Raw genomic sequence first — 14,299 nt, forward strand, 5'->3', positions numbered from 1 at the left:
AAATAAAATAATAGGGGGGTTAGGTATAATGGAAAGAGATAAAAATAAACTTATTCAGAGACTTAGAAGAATTGAGGGACAAATTAGAGGACTTCAAAGGATGATAGAAAGTGAAAGGGCTTGTGAAGAAATTATAACTCAGTTTGCCTCAATTAATGGAGCTCTAAAAAGTGCAGGATTTTTAATTGTAATGTTTTATCTTAATGATTGTTTAACTCGTAAATCAGCTTCTGTAGAAAATCTTGAAAAGGAAGTTGAAAAAGTTATAAAAACATATATTTATTCAATTTAAGGAGGTGAATTATATGCCTTTTTATGAATATAAGTGTAAAGAGTGTTGTGTAACCTTCCAGGTGTTAAAACCAATGAGTAAAAGAGAGGAGCCAGAGAAATGTCCAAATTGTGGAAGCCTTAAAACTGAAAGATTAATCTCTCAATTTATAAGTAACACTTTATCCTGTAATTCCTTTAGTTATACAGGTGGTTGAAAAATAAGATAGTAGGCAGTTTGCCGAATAAGGAGGAATGATATGAAACTGTCAAGAAGAGGATTTTTAGCAATGTCAGTAGCAACCACTGGTTCCTTGATTTTAGGGAAAAATGTGGATGCTCGGGAAGGCAAGTATGCCATGCTTGTAGATCTTACAAAATGTGATGGATGTAAAGATGAGACCATTCCAAGATGTGTGAAAGCCTGTAGAGACTACAATAAAAACAGATTCCCAGAGCCTAAAAAACCAATCCAGCCTTACTGGCCAAGAAAAACCTATGAAGACTGGTCTGACAAAAGAAACAAAATTGATACTTTAACGCCCTACAACTGGATTTTTGTGCAGAAGGTTAATATTGATGGACAGAAACTTTACATTCCAAGAAGATGTATGCATTGTGACAATCCACCATGTGTTAGGGAATGTCCTTTTGGAGCATTAACAAAACAACCAGAAGGCAACTCGGTTATCAATGACAAAATCTGCTTTGGTGGAGCAAAATGCAGAGATGTATGCCCATGGCATATTCCGCAAAGGCAAGCAGGAGTTGGAATATATTTACAAATCCTTCCTAAATATGCTGGCGGTGGAGTCATGTATAAATGCGATTTATGTAAAGATAAAATCAAAAAAGGTGAAGAACCAGCATGTGTGATTGCCTGTAGAGAAAGACTTGAGCAGCAGTCAGTTTTTACATTTGGTGAGAGAAAAACCATCTATGAACTTGCATACAGGAAAGCCAAAGAAGAAGGGCTTTATATTTATGGAGACAAACAAAATGGAGGCACTTCAACCCTTTATCTTTCAAAAATCCCCTTTGAAAAGATAGAAAAAGCGTTAAAAGAAAACAAAGAAAGGTTTCAAATGCCTGTTAATGTGGAAAACAAAATAGAATCAAAATTTAATCCAATTGGCAAACTGGTTCTGGCTTCAGGATTCCTTTCAGCTGCTGTAGCCAGCATAGCAGCCTTTTCATCTAAAAAACCAAAAAAGGAGGAACCCATTGTTTTTGTGGTAGGAGTGATTTTTCACATTTTTTATCATGGATTGAGAAAAGACTTTGCTCTTTTACCTAAAAAAGGAGATTTATCTCAAAGTATAAAAGTGCTTGCAGCAATGATAGGAATTGGTAAAGAGCCTCCGTCAGACAAGTATCTGCCTGAGCAGAGAATTGCCTATGTGGGAATTGGAGTAATAATTTTAATCTTAACAGTGACAGGCATCATAAAAATTCTTAAAAATCTTCAGTGGGTTGTCCTTTCACCAACAGTGGAATCCATAAATACTCTGATCCATACTCTTACTGGATTTTTATTTATGATAGCTTTCATTGTTCATGTTGGAACTGTTCTTTTATTTAAATCAAACTGGCCACTTCTTAAAAGTATATTTACAGGATGGGTTGATGAAGACTATGTAAAACACAGACATTCAATCTGGTATGAAAAGATTAAGATGCACTGATTTTAAGCAAAGCACAAATTTCTCTGATTTTGTCGTGAGTTTTTCTAAAGATTAACAGAGTTTTTAACAAATTTTGTTTAAAAACTAAAAACCTAATAAATTTCAATAAATTTTTTTCTTATGACCTCTCTGATTCTTTCATCAGAGGGGTCTGGTTCAGACAAAAACAACTCAATTAATCTTACGGAATTATTCGACAGGCAGTTTGGACATCTGTCCTGCATATGAATTGTAAAGCAGTCCATACAAAAACGAGCTAATCTTAACGGTATAAGACATTTTCCAAATTTTTGTTTAATTGTGCTTTTTTCTTCAATTTCATAAATCTTAGTTTCCATGGAAGTATTATAGAAGATATTGCAATAAATCAATTAAAATTTTTAAAATATATTAGTTTGCGCCTGTAGCTCAGTCGGATAGAGCAACTGCCTTCTAAGCAGTGGGCCGGGGGTTCGAATCCCTCCAGGCGCGTTGGCGGATGTAGCTCAATGGTTAGAGCACTGGACTGTGGCTCCAGGTGCTGCGGGTTCGAGTCCCGTCATCCGCCCCAAAAGATTGGTCGGGGCCTGTTATATTTTTATTATGAAAGTTAAAGAATTAATGACCTCTTGTCCTGTCACTTTAAATCTTTATAGTAAAATTCAAGATTTATTAAAGATATATTTAAAACACTCAATAGGAAGTGTTGTTGTGGTAGATGAGGACAAAAAACCCATCCAAATTATAACTTTAAGAGACTTACCAAAAATATTTTATTCTCAGCCTTCTCCTGAAAATATTTCTGAAACATTGAAAAAACTGAATAAAGATAAAAACTCATTAATAACCATATCCTCTGAAAACTCTTTTAATGAAGCTCTATATTTAATGAAACAGTTCAATATAAGTCATTTACCTGTTGTTGATACTAACAAAAAATTGTCAGGAATTTTAAGCTTGAAAGACATAATAAAAAATTTTCCAGAAGTTATCTGGATAGATCCTCTTACTGGCATTCATAATAGAGCATATCTGGATTTTTTTAAAAACTAAATTAAAAAGATTAAAAACTCCAACTACTCTTTTAATGATTGATTTAGACAATTTTAAAGATATAAACGATAGTTATGGTCATTTAATTGGGGATAATGTTCTAAAGAAAGTTGCTCAAACTTTAAGAAATAATATAAAAACTACTGATGAACTGATAAGATATGGAGGCGAGGAATTCATTGTTATAGCTTATAGGTGCGATTTTGTAGAAGGAAAAGCCTTGGGTGAAAGATTGAGAAAAGCTATAGAGAAATTAAAATTTGAAAAAAATCCTGATTTAAAAATTACTGTCAGCATTGGAGTCTCGCAATATGAACCTAACGAAAAAATTTCAAAAAATATAGAAAAATCAGATAAAGCACTGTACAAAGCTAAAATGCTTGGTAAAAATAGAGTAGAAGCATACCACTCTCCAGCCTCTTTCTGAAAGTATTTCTGAAATAAATCTTCTATGACAGCGAAAGAAAAGCTTTTCAGCACAGAAAAACACAGATAAACTTTTATCTGCAATTTCTTCAAGCTTTTCAATGCCGTTTTTAAACTCTTCAGTGTTCATGTAGGCTTCGTAGCCACCTTTTCTGAATCCACCAAGTTCTCTGCCAAGATAAATATAGTCAAATCCTTCGTTATTCAAAATCTTAGATAAACTATCTTTACTGAAATGGGGAAACTTCTTTGAGACTGGAAAACTCCGCACATCAATTACAGTTTTTATCCTGTAAGTTTTTAAAATCTCAATGAATTCCTCAATTGAACGATTGCTTGTGCCAACTGTATAAATAAATTTTTCAGACAATTTTTATGATGGCTTCATCAAGGGATTTTACTTTTTTAGGTTGTGGGGTATCATCAGGATAGCCTATTCCGATACATGAAATTATCCTTAAATTTTCAGGAATATTAAGAATTCCTCTTACATAGTTTTCCCTTTCTCTGTTTTCAGGATTGTAAATAGCACCCCAGCAGGCACCCAATCCAAGACTGTGAGCCTCAAGCAAGAGAGCCATAATAGCACATCCTAGATCTTCAAGCCAGTGATTGCTTTTCTTTTCATCAGCCAATGCTACAATAACATAGGGCGCACCTTCAATAAACTTTGTAAAGGGCTGGGCTTTGCTTAATTTTTGAATTGTTTCTCTATCCTTAACGATAATAAAATACCATGGCTGGGAGTTTCTTGCAGAGGGAGCATAAAGAGCTGCCTCAATGCATTTTTTTATTAACTCTTCTGGCGGAGCATCAGATTTATATTTCCTTATGCTTCTTCTTGATTTTATTATTTCAAAAATGTCGTTCATAAAAATATTATATCACAGTTCATCAATAGTTCAATTTTTATTAAACAGACTCTTTAAACTGATAATTAATAAAATTCCTGGAATTGCTACAAGGAAGGTCAAAAAATAAAAGGCTGGCCAGCCAGTGTTTTCAACAATAAAACCTGCTGTAGGACTTATAATCACTCTTCCAAAAGATGCCAGTGATGAAAGAAGTGCATACTGTGTTGCAGCAAAACTACGGTTGCACAAGCCCATTAGAAGTGCTAAAAATGCTGTTGTTCCCATCCCACCTGTGAAATTTTCAATCACTACTGTAAGAACAAACAATACAAAGTTTTTGCCTGCTAATGCCAGAGCCATAAACATAAGATTTGATGCTGCCTGAAGCAGTCCAAATGAAATCAATGCTTTGTAAAGACTTATTTTTCTTAGTAAAAAACCACCAAGTATTGAGCCTGCAATTGCTGAAATAAGACCGCCTATTTTATTAACTGTTCCTACCTCAGTGAGAGAAAATCCTACCCCTCTTATGAAAAATGCTGTACTTAATGAACTTGCGTAAGCATCGCCAATTTTATACAGAACAATGGATAACAGCAAAATAAAGCTTTTTTCTCTCTGCAATAAATCCCTTAAAGGTTCAATAAATGACTCTTTCAGGGTAGCTGGTTTTTTTATATCATCTGGTTCATCTGCCCAAAGAGTTGTAATTATTCCAAAAATTAACAGTGAACTTATTATTGTCAAAGCAGTCTGCCATCCAATATGGTCTGCAAGTAAAAGGCACCCTCCTCCAGCAACAATTAATGCAATTCTATATGCAGTTACTGCAAATGATGCACCGAGGCCTCTGTCCCTGGGGGTAAGGATTTCTGTTCTGTAAGCATCTATTGAGATGTCCTGAGATGCTGAAAAAAAAGCCACCATTGCTGCCATAAGGCTGAAAACAAGAAGATGCGTCGGAGTAAGGGTAATCATTAAAAACATTCCTAATAAAATCAGTATCTGGCAAATAATAATCCAGCCACGTCTTCTTCCAAGCCTTAAAATGCTAAATCTGTCAAATAAGGCAGACCATAAAAACTTAAAACTATATGGAAATGTTAAAATCGTCAAAATTCCAATTGTTTTTATATCGATTCCCTGAGTGGTAAGCCAAGCTTGAAGTGTTCCACTTACAAGAGGAAAGGGAAGTCCTGAAGCAAATCCAAGAACTGTTACAACTGTGAGATCCTTTGAGCGTTTATTCATCAATCCATTCAATTTTTACAGGCAGTTTGCCTGTTTTTTTGAATCCTTCATTTAATGCATCAAGAAAAGCAAGCACAGCAATTTCATGAGAGTCATAAACAGTAAGTATTGCTTTTGCCTTTTTAAAAGGACTTAAAACATAAGGATTCCCAAAAGAAACAACAATCGCTTTATTATTTGATATGATTTTTCTGATTATTGTTTTTTGATTTTCACTTAGTAAATATTCCTTTCCTGCTGCTTTGATATTTGTGAATGCCGCAATTAAAGGTATTGCATTTGATGGTTTATATTCCTTGAGATCATAGGCAGAACCAAAATAATTCTGAAATGCCTTTTTAATTTCCTCATTATAAGCTCCTGTAAGGTATGGAACGATTTGTCTGGAATTTAAATCATCTATTTCATTTTTTATAACAGTAACTGTTTTTTTAAATGCCCTGTGAATTAAAGAAACGTTTTCTTGGTTAACAATCGGAAATTTTCTCTTTATCTTTTCTCTTAATTTGCTAATTCTTCTACAGGCTTCTTTTATTCTTATGTCAGTAATCAATCCCTGTTTATAAGCTGTTTTTATTTCTTCCATAGCATTGTAGGGATTTTCAGGATGCAGCACTATGTCTGCTCCTGCCATAATAGCAAGGGTATGAGGATTTTCATATTCCATTAAAGCTTTCATATTCATTGCATCTGTAACAACTGTACCTTTAAATCCGAGTTTTTGCTTAAGCAATTCATTAATTGTTTTTTCTGAAAGTGATGCAGGCTTTATGTCAGAAGCAACTATATGTCCAACCATAATTGAAGAAACCCGGGATTTAATTGCTTCTTTAAAGGGTTTTATATGTGTTTCAATGTTATCTACAATATGCGGCAGACCGAGATGAGAATCTATACGAGTTGCTCCATGACCAGGAAAATGTTTTGCGCATGTTAATAATCCGTGAGATTCAAAAAATTTTATAAAAAATCTGCCATATTGGGAAACAACTTCAGGATTATCTGAAAAAGCTCTCGTGCAAATTATTGGATTTTCAGGCTCTGTATTGACATCAAGCACAGGAACAAGTGCAAGATTTATTCCTACATCCAATGCTTCCTTTATAACAATTGAATACAATGCTTTAAGCTCAGCCATGTCTTTTTTTAAATCAAATCCTGCTCTGATTCCCATTTGAGAAGGAATCAAGGTTGCATTTTTTATTTGCTGTCCAACACCTCTTTCAATATCAGAGGCAATTATTAATGGCTCTAATGCCATGCTTTGAAGATGTTGAATGAAATTTTTTATTTCTTCGTAATCCCCTCCAAATACTACAAAACCACCGATTCCATCTTTGACAAGTTTTTCAATGTAATGCCTGTATCTGAGATAATTTATTTTTTCACCGTCAAGCCTTGCTATGATTAGATTCATTAAATTATTCATACAATTTAAAGGCTCTCTTTGATTTTTTATGCACCAAATCAAAAAAGATTGCAAGTTTCTGATTTTCAAAAATTTGCAGGTTTTTGAGCAACCTTACTCTCTCTTAACAGGTATTCTTATTATAAATGTGCTGCCTTTCCCTGGTTCGCTTTCAACTGAAATAAAACCTCTGTAATACTGAACAATTGTCAGTGCAACTGTAAGCCCAAGACCAGGACCATAGACTTTTGATGTAAAAAAGGGGTCAAAAATTTTCTTGATCAGGTCTTTAGGGATTCCTTTACCTGTATCAGAAATCTTTATCAATATCTCATTGCCAGCCTGTTCAAGGAAAATCCTTAATAGTCGCTTTTCTGACTTTTCCATTGCTTCTATAGCGTTCTTTATTATATTGCGGAGAACAATCTTTAAATGTTCTTTATCTATATAAACATGTGACACATCCCTGAAATCTGTTTCCACTTCAATCATTTTATCCTCTATTTCCCTGCCAAGTTCATCTAAAACCTCTTCTGTGGCAACTTTTGGGTCAACATTTTCCACAAAGCCAATTGCTATCATTTTAAGATTCAAGATTTCTTTTAAAAGCCTTTCAAGTCTTTCTGATTCCTGAAGAATTGTCATAAGATAGGGTTTATTTGGATCCCCCGGTGGAAGACTATCATAAACTTTTCTCGCAAATCCTGCTATGCTAACAATAGGATTTCTAATTTCATGGGAAAGACTGTCAATAAGTTTTCTTACTGCTTCTGTTCTTTTTTCTTCAATCGCTTTCTGAGAACTCTCTTTTCTGGCAAGTAAAGAACGGATTCTTGCTGATAGCTCCCTGTAATCAAATGGCTTTGGAACATAATCATCTGCACCTATGTCAAGTCCTTTTACTTTACTTTCCACATCTGATTTTGCTGTGAGCATAATCACTGGAATAAAGCTTGTTCTTTCATCAGTTTTAAGACGCTTACAAACCTCATATCCATCCATCTTTGGCATCATAACATCAAGAACTATCAGATCAGGAAAGCTTTCATATACCTTTTTTAAAGCTTCTTCACCATCATAGGCTTCTTCTGTATTGTAACCTTCTGCCCTTAGTCTCTTTCTCAAAAGTTCTACTGTATCTATATTGTCATCAACAATTAAAATAGTTTGCTTCTGCTCGTTCATTTTTCCTTCAAGTAAATCTTTATTTGCTCGGGAAACTCTCTAACATTAATAGGTTTTGAAATATAGCCATCACATCCAGCCTCCAGTGCTCTTTCCTGATCACCTTTCATTGCATGAGCAGTAAAAGCTATTATTGGAGTGTCTTTAAAGTCTATTCTTGATTTAAGCCTTCTTGTTACTTCATAACCATCTATCTTTGGAATTGATATGTCCATAAGTATAAGGTCCGGTCTGTATGCTATAGCCTTGGCTAAAGCATCTTCGCCATCTACTGCCTCAATTATCTCAAAGCCTTGTTTTTTCAAAATCTTTTTTACAAGCTCTCTTGAGTCTTCATTATCGTCAACAACAAGAATTGTTTTCACATTCAACCTCCTATTTTCTTTAAACTATTCTTCAGTTCTGTTATGAGGTCTTCTTCTGAAAAAAGAGCTTTATTTATTACCTGTTTTATTCTACCATTTAATGCTTCTTTTTCTTCCTCTGTCAATTCTTTATTCGTAAGCGCAATTACTGGTATTTCTTTCAAATCAGTTGAAGTTTTTATAAAGTCAAGGAAATCAAAGGTAGATGCTTCAGGGTCTGTGATATTAATTATAAAAAGATCCGGTTTCTGAAATTTAACAACTGTAATAGCTTCTTTACTGTTCTTCACAGATATCACATCATAACCAGTTTCCTTAAGAATACCTGTTAAGTCATTTAATGTTTTTTCATCTCTTTCAAGGATAAAAACTTTCTTAATTGGACGATATGTTTCAATGGACTTTATCTTTCTAAGCAAAGAATGTCCATCAAGAGGTTTTACAAAATAATCTGCTGCTCCAAGACTGAATGCCAGGGTTTTATTGTCAATAATTGAAACAATAATTACAGGAATATCTTTTGTTTCTTCATCCTGTTTAAGTTCCTTTAAAACCTGCCAGCCGTCTTTCATTGGCATCATTATGTCAAGAGTTATTGCAACTGGCTTAATTTCTTTTATCTTATTAACTGCGTCTTCACTGCTGAGAAGTCCTATAACTTTGTAATCCTTTTCAAGATACTTTCTTATTAGATCAATTGCATCTGGATTGTCATCAATTGCAACCACAACTTTTTCTCTATCAGAAGATATGGATTCTATTACTACAGGCTCTTTATGCAAAACAAGATCACGAACAACTTCACAAATTCTACAGGCTTCTACTTTTTCTGGCCATGAAGCTATCTTCATCCCTTTACAATGAGTTCCAAGAACAAGCCAGCAACGCTTTTCAGCAGATCCGTATTCAGGACAGTTTACATGTCCACATTGAGTATAATCCCAGCATCTTACAGATTTGCCTTCATAAGAAGGGTCTTGCAAAAAAACTTCCTTCGGAACTTCAAAATACTGCGCAAGTGCTTCAGCCATTTTTTCTTCAATCACAGGATCTGGTTTGTCAAAAACCTCCTTTTTAAATGGCAAAAGAACATAAAAAGTGCTTCCCTTCCCAACCTCACTTTCAGCCCAAACCATTCCTTTATGAAGAGCAACAAGTCCTCGAACAATACTTAATCCAAGACCTGTTCCTTCATACTGCCTTGTTGTGGATACATCAGCCTGGGCAAATTTATCAAAGATTTTGTCAAGATCTTCTTTTTTAATTCCAATTCCTGTATCACTCACAGAAATTTCAACAAACTGAGGATTTCCTGCTTTATCTAAGCCTCTTTCTGAAATTCTTGCTCTTAATGTTATTTCTCCTTGATGTGTAAATTTTACAGCGTTTGATATTAAATTTATAAGAATCTGTTTTGCTTTGTCTTCATCAACATAAAGTTTTTCTGCTCCATCTTCTATATTTAATGTAAAACTCAATCCTTTCTTAGCTATAAGTGGTTCAAAAGTTACCATTATGCTGTCAACCAGTGCTTTCAACTGAACTTCTGCTAGTTTCAATTCAATTTTGCCTGATTCAATTTTTGAAATATCAAGAACATCATTTATTAATTGAAGAAGATGTCTTGCATTTGCAGCCACTTTTCTTAAAGAAGCTTTTTGATCTTCATTAAGAGGACCATCAACTTCATCAAGAAGTAAATCAGTATAACCAATTATTGCATTCATTGGAGTTCTCAGTTCATGAGACATATTGGCTATAAATGCAGACTTTAATGTGTCAAGCTCTTTCAATTGTTTGTTTGCTTTCTGAAGCAATGCAACAAGCTCATCTCTTTCTTCAAGAAGTTTTGCCCTGCGAGTAAGTTCTTTTTCAAGTTCCATCTTTGATTTGGCTACTTCATTAACCATATAATTAAAGGTTTCACATAAACTGCCTATTTCATCCTTTGGATAATTTATGATAGTTACCATTTCACCTTTTGCAAACTTATGTGTGGCATCAATTAATTTATTAAGAGGATTTTTAATCAATTTTTTCACTACTAAATTAATAATAAATACTGCAAAAATAAAGGCAGATATTGTGAGAATTATTGACCTTATCATCTGATATCTCACAGTCTTATAGACATCTTCTACATTTGTTTTCATTACCATTGCACCTAAAATTTTTTTTGAAGAGCCATGACAGTGAAAACATTCAGGAGAGTTTTTTATTGGAAATATTGAAATTAAATTTCTTTTACCCTGAACTTTAAAAACTTTTGAAAAAGTAAGCTCGCTATTTTCATTAAGAAATCTGTTAATTGCCCTTGAAAAATCTTCATTATCAATTACATGATCAACTCTTTTGTGGATAGTTTTCTTATCAGTAGAAAATGAAATTTGCTTGTTAAAGTCACATAAGTAAACATCTATGTTTGTATGTTTAGTTCCAATTTCTTCAAAATCTCTGTGAATTGTATCACTGTCTCCTACTGTAAGAGGATGTTTCACCGTGGCAAAAATTGTATCCATCATTTTTTTGTGTCCTGCCTCTGCTATTATTAATCTGTCTGGAAGTCCAAAATAAATTCTAAAAATTATTTCAATCAACATAACTGTAAATAATAAAGCTACAAAAACAACTAATAATTTATTTCCGATTTTTTTTGTTATAAAATCCAGCATCAGTGAGCTCCTCCATAAAGAAGAGGTTTAAATCTAAAAGCTCTGACTCTTTCTTCTGTATGACAGGATTCACAAATTTGAACATTGAGCTTTCTTTTAATAAACATGGGATTTTTTGTCTCAGCATGTTTTTTGCCAGGACCGTGGCATACTTCACAACCTGTATTTTTAAGATGAGGTGTTTTTTCTACTGAAACAAACCCTCCTTTTTTACCATATCCTGTTGTATGACATTGAAAACAGCCCTTTAATTCTTCTTCAGTAAATTTATTCTTCATTTTCTCAACTGCGTCAAAGGAATGAGACATTCTTGAATACTTAATAAAATTTTCGTATTGTTTGATATGACATTTTTTACACATTTCTGTTCCTACATATTCAGAAAATACAATAGAAGGACACAATAAAACAAAAATAGCAATGATTAAATTTTTCATAATTTAAGATTATCAAAAACAAAGGAAAATGTAAACTGCTACTGTCTTAGTGTTAGTCTTATAATGTTTTTTGCTGTAGCTGTAATTTTATCAACCTGAATTACTACTGCAGAAAATATTGATGCAGTGGAAGGAACATCAAATTTTTTAGGCATCTGGGTAAGAAATTTTTCTATAACTTCTTCCTTTTTAAATCCAATTACAGAGTCTTCAGGTCCTGTCATACCAACATCAGTAATATAAGCAGTGCCTCTGGGAAGTATTCTTTCATCTGCTGTCTGTACATGCGTATGTGTTCCAATTATAGCACTTACCTGTCCATCAAAATAGTAAGCAAAAGCTATTTTTTCAGAGGTTGCCTCTGCATGAAAATCTATAAAAATAAATTTTGTTTGCTCCCTGATTCTTTTTATTTCTTCTTCAGTAGTTCGGAAAGGACAATCAAGCAAATTCATAAAAACTCTTCCTAAAACATTGATCACAGCTATAATATTATTTTTTTTCGTTTTAGTTACAATACTTCCAAATCCTGGAATTCCTGCTGGATAATTCAATGGTCTGAGAATTTTTGCCTCTTTCGCAATGTAAGGAATAGACTCTTTTTTATCCCAGACATGGTTTCCTGTTGTTATTAAGTCAATTCCATATGAAAAAAGTTCCTGAGCTACATTCTCTGTGATACCAAATCCACCAGCAGCATTTTCTCCATTTGCAATTACAAATTCAATTTTATACTGTTCAACAAGCCCGGGAAGTATGGCTTTTACGATTTGTCTGCCTGACTTGCCAACAATATCACCGATAAAAAGAACATTTAATGTTTCACTACTTTGCATATTCTATGAATCTTGATTCTCTTATTACAGTTACTTTTATCTGACCTGGATAGCTAAGTTCCTTTTCTATTCTCTTACTTAACTCTTTTGCAATTAAAACACACTCCTCATCTGAAACCATATCAGGTCTTACAATTAATCTTATTTCTCTTCCTGCCTGAATTGCATAGCAGTTCTGAACTCCCTGAAAAGACATAGCAAGTTCCTCAAGTTTTGTAAGTCTTTTAATATAACTTTCAATTGTTTCTCTTCTCACTCCAGGTCGGGCTGCTGAAAGAGCATCTGCTGCTGCCACCAGTGCAGACTCAACACAGCTAAACTCCACATCTTCGTGATGACTCAAAATAGCATTTATTACTTCCTCACTCTCTCCATACTTTCTTGCAAGCATAGCACCAATTTCCTGATGTGAGCCTTCCATCTCATGGTCTACTGCCTTTCCTATGTCATGTAAAAGTCCTGCTCTTTTCGCAAGTTTTACATTCGCTCCAATTTCACCTGCCATAATTCCACTGAGCCACGCAACTTCTTTTGAATGTTGTAAAACATTCTGTCCATAAGAGGTTCTGTATTTTAATCTGCCTATGAGTTTTATAATTTCAGGATGAATTCCGCTAAGCCCAAATTCAAATACTGCTTTTTCTCCCTCTTCTTTTATAGCCAACTCTACATCTCTCCGGGCTTTTTCCACTACCTCTTCTATTCTTGCTGGATGAATTCTACCATCCATAATTAATCTTTCAAGAGCTATTCTGGCAATTTCTCTTCTTATAGGATCGAAACAGGAAAGAATTACAAGATCAGGAGTATCATCAACAATAAGATCAACACCTGTCAAAGCCTCAAAAGCTCTAATGTTTCTTCCTTCTCTCCCAATTATTCTTCCTTTCATTTCATCATTAGGAAGACTTACTGCAGTAACAGTAGCATCAACAACATAATCACTTGCATATCTTTGAACCGCAAGACTGAGGATTTCTTTTGCTTTTTTATCAGCTTCCTGCCTTGCTTCATCTTCTATCTTTTTAATGAGTTTTGCTGCCTCAAAACGAGCTTCCTCTTGTATTTTTCTGAAAAGCTCCTGTTTTGCTTCTTCTTCTTTCATTCCTGCTATTTTTTCAAGAAGTTGTTGCTGCTCAGAAATGAGTTTGTTATAGTGATTCTCCTTTTCCTGTAAAAGTTTTTCTTTTGAAAGTATTTCCTTTTCTCTTTTATTTAGTTCAATTTCTCTCTTTTCAGCCTGCTCAATTTTGCGGTCAACAAGCTCTTCTTTTTGCCTGAGTCTTTTTTCCTGATAACTAATTTCCTTTGTTTTTTCTTTTATTTCTTTTTCTGCTTCAAATTTTAATTGATATACAACCTCTTTAGCTGCAAGTTGGGCTTCTTTTTTTATTGTTTCTGCTTCTTTTTTTGCATCTTCAAGAATTCTCTGTGCTTCTTCATGAACTTTTATCTTATCTTCTTTAAGTCTATTTTTTTGGATAAAATAAACTACATATCCCGAGACAGCACCAATGACAATCGAAATGAAAATATATAAAAACTCCATCAGAAAACCTCCGAAAAATATATTTTAAAGGCTTAAAGGGGTTATGATGATGGGACAGAAATTAACTATAAAATCTATTTAAAAATTACATTAAAAAATTAAATAATTTTACATCTATCTAAAGTGGATCTCTCCACCATCATCATAACCCCGCCCTGCCGTGTGATAAGGAAAGTTAGATCCCCTTCTGACAAGTGGGTGCCTTGTAGGTAGGTTAGGCTTCCTCCGAAGAGGCATGCACACCGCTACCTACGCTGGCTCCCTAACGGATCTAACTGCCGGATCCCCTTTCCCTTCCATCACGAGCAGGGCAGGAAGCCTTTAATTAT

Annotated in this window: 16 protein-coding genes, 2 tRNA genes and 1 other RNA gene; 7 read left to right on the top strand and 12 right to left on the bottom strand. The window is 34.1% G+C overall.

The window, feature by feature from the left end:
* Window positions 1–28: 28 nt before the first annotated feature.
* From V4D31_RS07225 to V4D31_RS07235, 3 genes are read left to right on the top strand one after another with little or no spacing between them, the layout of a single operon-like run.
* Window positions 29–292 carry a metal-sensitive transcriptional regulator gene (locus V4D31_RS07225; protein ID WP_353685778.1) on the top strand — a complete coding sequence of 88 codons (264 nt, stop codon included), beginning with the start codon at window positions 29–31 and terminating at the stop codon, window positions 290–292.
* A gap of 13 nt (window positions 293–305) precedes the next feature.
* A complete protein-coding gene (locus V4D31_RS07230) occupies window positions 306–488 on the top strand; it encodes a zinc ribbon domain-containing protein (protein WP_353685779.1) in 183 nt (60 codons plus the stop codon).
* Window positions 489–530: 42 nt separating this feature from the next.
* On the top strand, window positions 531–1,955 hold the full coding sequence (locus V4D31_RS07235; protein ID WP_353685780.1) for a 4Fe-4S dicluster domain-containing protein: 1,425 nt from the start codon (window positions 531–533) through the stop codon (window positions 1,953–1,955).
* 92 nt (window positions 1,956–2,047) lie between these two features.
* On the opposite strand, the gene V4D31_RS07240 is transcribed toward V4D31_RS07235, so the two are convergent.
* Window positions 2,048–2,293, bottom strand: a complete 246-nt coding sequence (locus V4D31_RS07240; RefSeq protein WP_353685781.1) for a hypothetical protein — start codon at window positions 2,291–2,293, stop codon at window positions 2,048–2,050.
* Window positions 2,294–2,352: 59 nt separating this feature from the next.
* Between V4D31_RS07240 and V4D31_RS07245 the strand changes: the two genes are divergently transcribed.
* From V4D31_RS07245 to V4D31_RS07260, 4 genes are all read left to right on the top strand, one after another.
* A tRNA-Arg gene (locus tag V4D31_RS07245) sits at window positions 2,353–2,426 on the top strand.
* Between the two features lie 3 nt (window positions 2,427–2,429).
* Window positions 2,430–2,505: transfer RNA gene (locus tag V4D31_RS07250), tRNA-His, on the top strand.
* Window positions 2,506–2,537: 32 nt separating this feature from the next.
* Window positions 2,538–2,987 carry a CBS domain-containing protein gene (locus V4D31_RS07255; RefSeq protein WP_353685782.1) on the top strand — a complete coding sequence of 150 codons (450 nt, stop codon included), beginning with the start codon at window positions 2,538–2,540 and terminating at the stop codon, window positions 2,985–2,987.
* A 34-nt stretch (window positions 2,988–3,021) separates the two neighbouring features.
* Window positions 3,022–3,414, top strand: coding sequence for a GGDEF domain-containing protein (locus tag V4D31_RS07260; protein WP_353685783.1), 393 nt, complete (start codon window positions 3,022–3,024; stop codon window positions 3,412–3,414).
* Here the strand turns inward: V4D31_RS07260 and V4D31_RS07265 are convergent.
* The 11 genes from V4D31_RS07265 to ssrS all read right to left on the bottom strand — a co-directional run bounded on the left by V4D31_RS07265 (window position 3,337) and on the right by ssrS (window position 14,290).
* Window positions 3,337–3,783, bottom strand: coding sequence for a DUF488 domain-containing protein (locus V4D31_RS07265; protein WP_353685784.1), 447 nt, complete (start codon window positions 3,781–3,783; stop codon window positions 3,337–3,339). The genes V4D31_RS07260 and V4D31_RS07265 overlap by 78 nt on opposite strands.
* Window positions 3,776–4,285 carry a nitroreductase family protein gene (locus V4D31_RS07270; RefSeq protein ID WP_353685785.1) on the bottom strand — a complete coding sequence of 170 codons (510 nt, stop codon included), beginning with the start codon at window positions 4,283–4,285 and terminating at the stop codon, window positions 3,776–3,778. The genes V4D31_RS07265 and V4D31_RS07270 overlap by 8 nt, the downstream gene beginning before the upstream one ends.
* Window positions 4,286–4,315: 30 nt before the next feature.
* A complete protein-coding gene (locus V4D31_RS07275) occupies window positions 4,316–5,518 on the bottom strand; it encodes an MFS transporter (RefSeq protein WP_353685786.1) in 1,203 nt (400 codons plus the stop codon).
* Window positions 5,511–6,935, bottom strand: coding sequence for a glycoside hydrolase family 3 N-terminal domain-containing protein (locus tag V4D31_RS07280; RefSeq protein ID WP_353685787.1), 1,425 nt, complete (start codon window positions 6,933–6,935; stop codon window positions 5,511–5,513). The genes V4D31_RS07275 and V4D31_RS07280 overlap by 8 nt, the downstream gene beginning before the upstream one ends.
* 105 nt (window positions 6,936–7,040) lie before the next feature.
* Entirely contained in the window at window positions 7,041–8,111 is a 1,071-nt protein-coding gene (locus V4D31_RS07285) for a response regulator (RefSeq protein WP_353685788.1), read from the bottom strand.
* Entirely contained in the window at window positions 8,108–8,476 is a 369-nt protein-coding gene (locus tag V4D31_RS07290) for a response regulator (protein ID WP_353685789.1), read from the bottom strand. The genes V4D31_RS07285 and V4D31_RS07290 overlap by 4 nt, the downstream gene beginning before the upstream one ends.
* A gap of 2 nt (window positions 8,477–8,478) precedes the next feature.
* Window positions 8,479–11,148, bottom strand: coding sequence for an ATP-binding protein (locus V4D31_RS07295; RefSeq protein ID WP_353685790.1), 2,670 nt, complete (start codon window positions 11,146–11,148; stop codon window positions 8,479–8,481).
* Window positions 11,148–11,585 (bottom strand): cytochrome c family protein, encoded by a 438-nt coding sequence (locus tag V4D31_RS07300; protein ID WP_353685791.1) that lies wholly within the window; start codon window positions 11,583–11,585, stop codon window positions 11,148–11,150. The genes V4D31_RS07295 and V4D31_RS07300 overlap by 1 nt, the downstream gene beginning before the upstream one ends.
* Before the next feature lie 38 nt (window positions 11,586–11,623).
* A complete protein-coding gene (locus tag V4D31_RS07305) occupies window positions 11,624–12,421 on the bottom strand; it encodes a TIGR00282 family metallophosphoesterase (protein WP_353685792.1) in 798 nt (265 codons plus the stop codon).
* The gene (rny, locus tag V4D31_RS07310) at window positions 12,411–13,970 is read right to left on the bottom strand and encodes a ribonuclease Y (RefSeq protein ID WP_353685793.1); all 1,560 of its coding nucleotides are present in this window, start codon (window positions 13,968–13,970) and stop codon (window positions 12,411–12,413) included. Before rny ends, V4D31_RS07305 begins: the two co-directional genes overlap by 11 nt.
* A 143-nt stretch (window positions 13,971–14,113) precedes the next feature.
* Window positions 14,114–14,290, bottom strand: a non-coding RNA gene (ssrS, locus tag V4D31_RS07315) — 6S RNA.
* Between the last annotated feature and the right edge of the window lie 9 nt (window positions 14,291–14,299).

The sequence above is a fragment of the Thermodesulfovibrio sp. 3462-1 genome, assembly GCF_040451425.1.
Lineage (GTDB): Bacteria > Nitrospirota > Thermodesulfovibrionia > Thermodesulfovibrionales > Thermodesulfovibrionaceae > Thermodesulfovibrio > Thermodesulfovibrio obliviosus.

What these genes read in the sequence shown, in the direction of transcription:
- V4D31_RS07225 (WP_353685778.1), top strand. Translation starts at nt 29, where the DNA reads ATGGAAAGAGATAAAAATAAACTTATTCAGAGACTTAGAAGAATTGAG.
- V4D31_RS07230 (WP_353685779.1), top strand. Translation starts at nt 306, where the DNA reads ATGCCTTTTTATGAATATAAGTGTAAAGAGTGTTGTGTAACCTTCCAG.
- V4D31_RS07235 (WP_353685780.1), top strand. Translation starts at nt 531, where the DNA reads ATGAAACTGTCAAGAAGAGGATTTTTAGCAATGTCAGTAGCAACCACT.
- V4D31_RS07240 (WP_353685781.1), bottom strand. Translation starts at nt 2,293, where the DNA reads ATGGAAACTAAGATTTATGAAATTGAAGAAAAAAGCACAATTAAACAA.
- V4D31_RS07255 (WP_353685782.1), top strand. Translation starts at nt 2,538, where the DNA reads ATGAAAGTTAAAGAATTAATGACCTCTTGTCCTGTCACTTTAAATCTT.
- V4D31_RS07260 (WP_353685783.1), top strand. Translation starts at nt 3,022, where the DNA reads ATGATTGATTTAGACAATTTTAAAGATATAAACGATAGTTATGGTCAT.
- V4D31_RS07270 (WP_353685785.1), bottom strand. Translation starts at nt 4,285, where the DNA reads ATGAACGACATTTTTGAAATAATAAAATCAAGAAGAAGCATAAGGAAA.
- V4D31_RS07275 (WP_353685786.1), bottom strand. Translation starts at nt 5,518, where the DNA reads ATGAATAAACGCTCAAAGGATCTCACAGTTGTAACAGTTCTTGGATTT.
- V4D31_RS07280 (WP_353685787.1), bottom strand. Translation starts at nt 6,935, where the DNA reads ATGAATCTAATCATAGCAAGGCTTGACGGTGAAAAAATAAATTATCTC.
- V4D31_RS07285 (WP_353685788.1), bottom strand. Translation starts at nt 8,111, where the DNA reads ATGAACGAGCAGAAGCAAACTATTTTAATTGTTGATGACAATATAGAT.
- V4D31_RS07295 (WP_353685790.1), bottom strand. Translation starts at nt 11,148, where the DNA reads ATGCTGGATTTTATAACAAAAAAAATCGGAAATAAATTATTAGTTGTT.
- V4D31_RS07300 (WP_353685791.1), bottom strand. Translation starts at nt 11,585, where the DNA reads ATGAAAAATTTAATCATTGCTATTTTTGTTTTATTGTGTCCTTCTATT.
- V4D31_RS07305 (WP_353685792.1), bottom strand. Translation starts at nt 12,421, where the DNA reads ATGCAAAGTAGTGAAACATTAAATGTTCTTTTTATCGGTGATATTGTT.
- rny (WP_353685793.1), bottom strand. Translation starts at nt 13,970, where the DNA reads ATGGAGTTTTTATATATTTTCATTTCGATTGTCATTGGTGCTGTCTCG.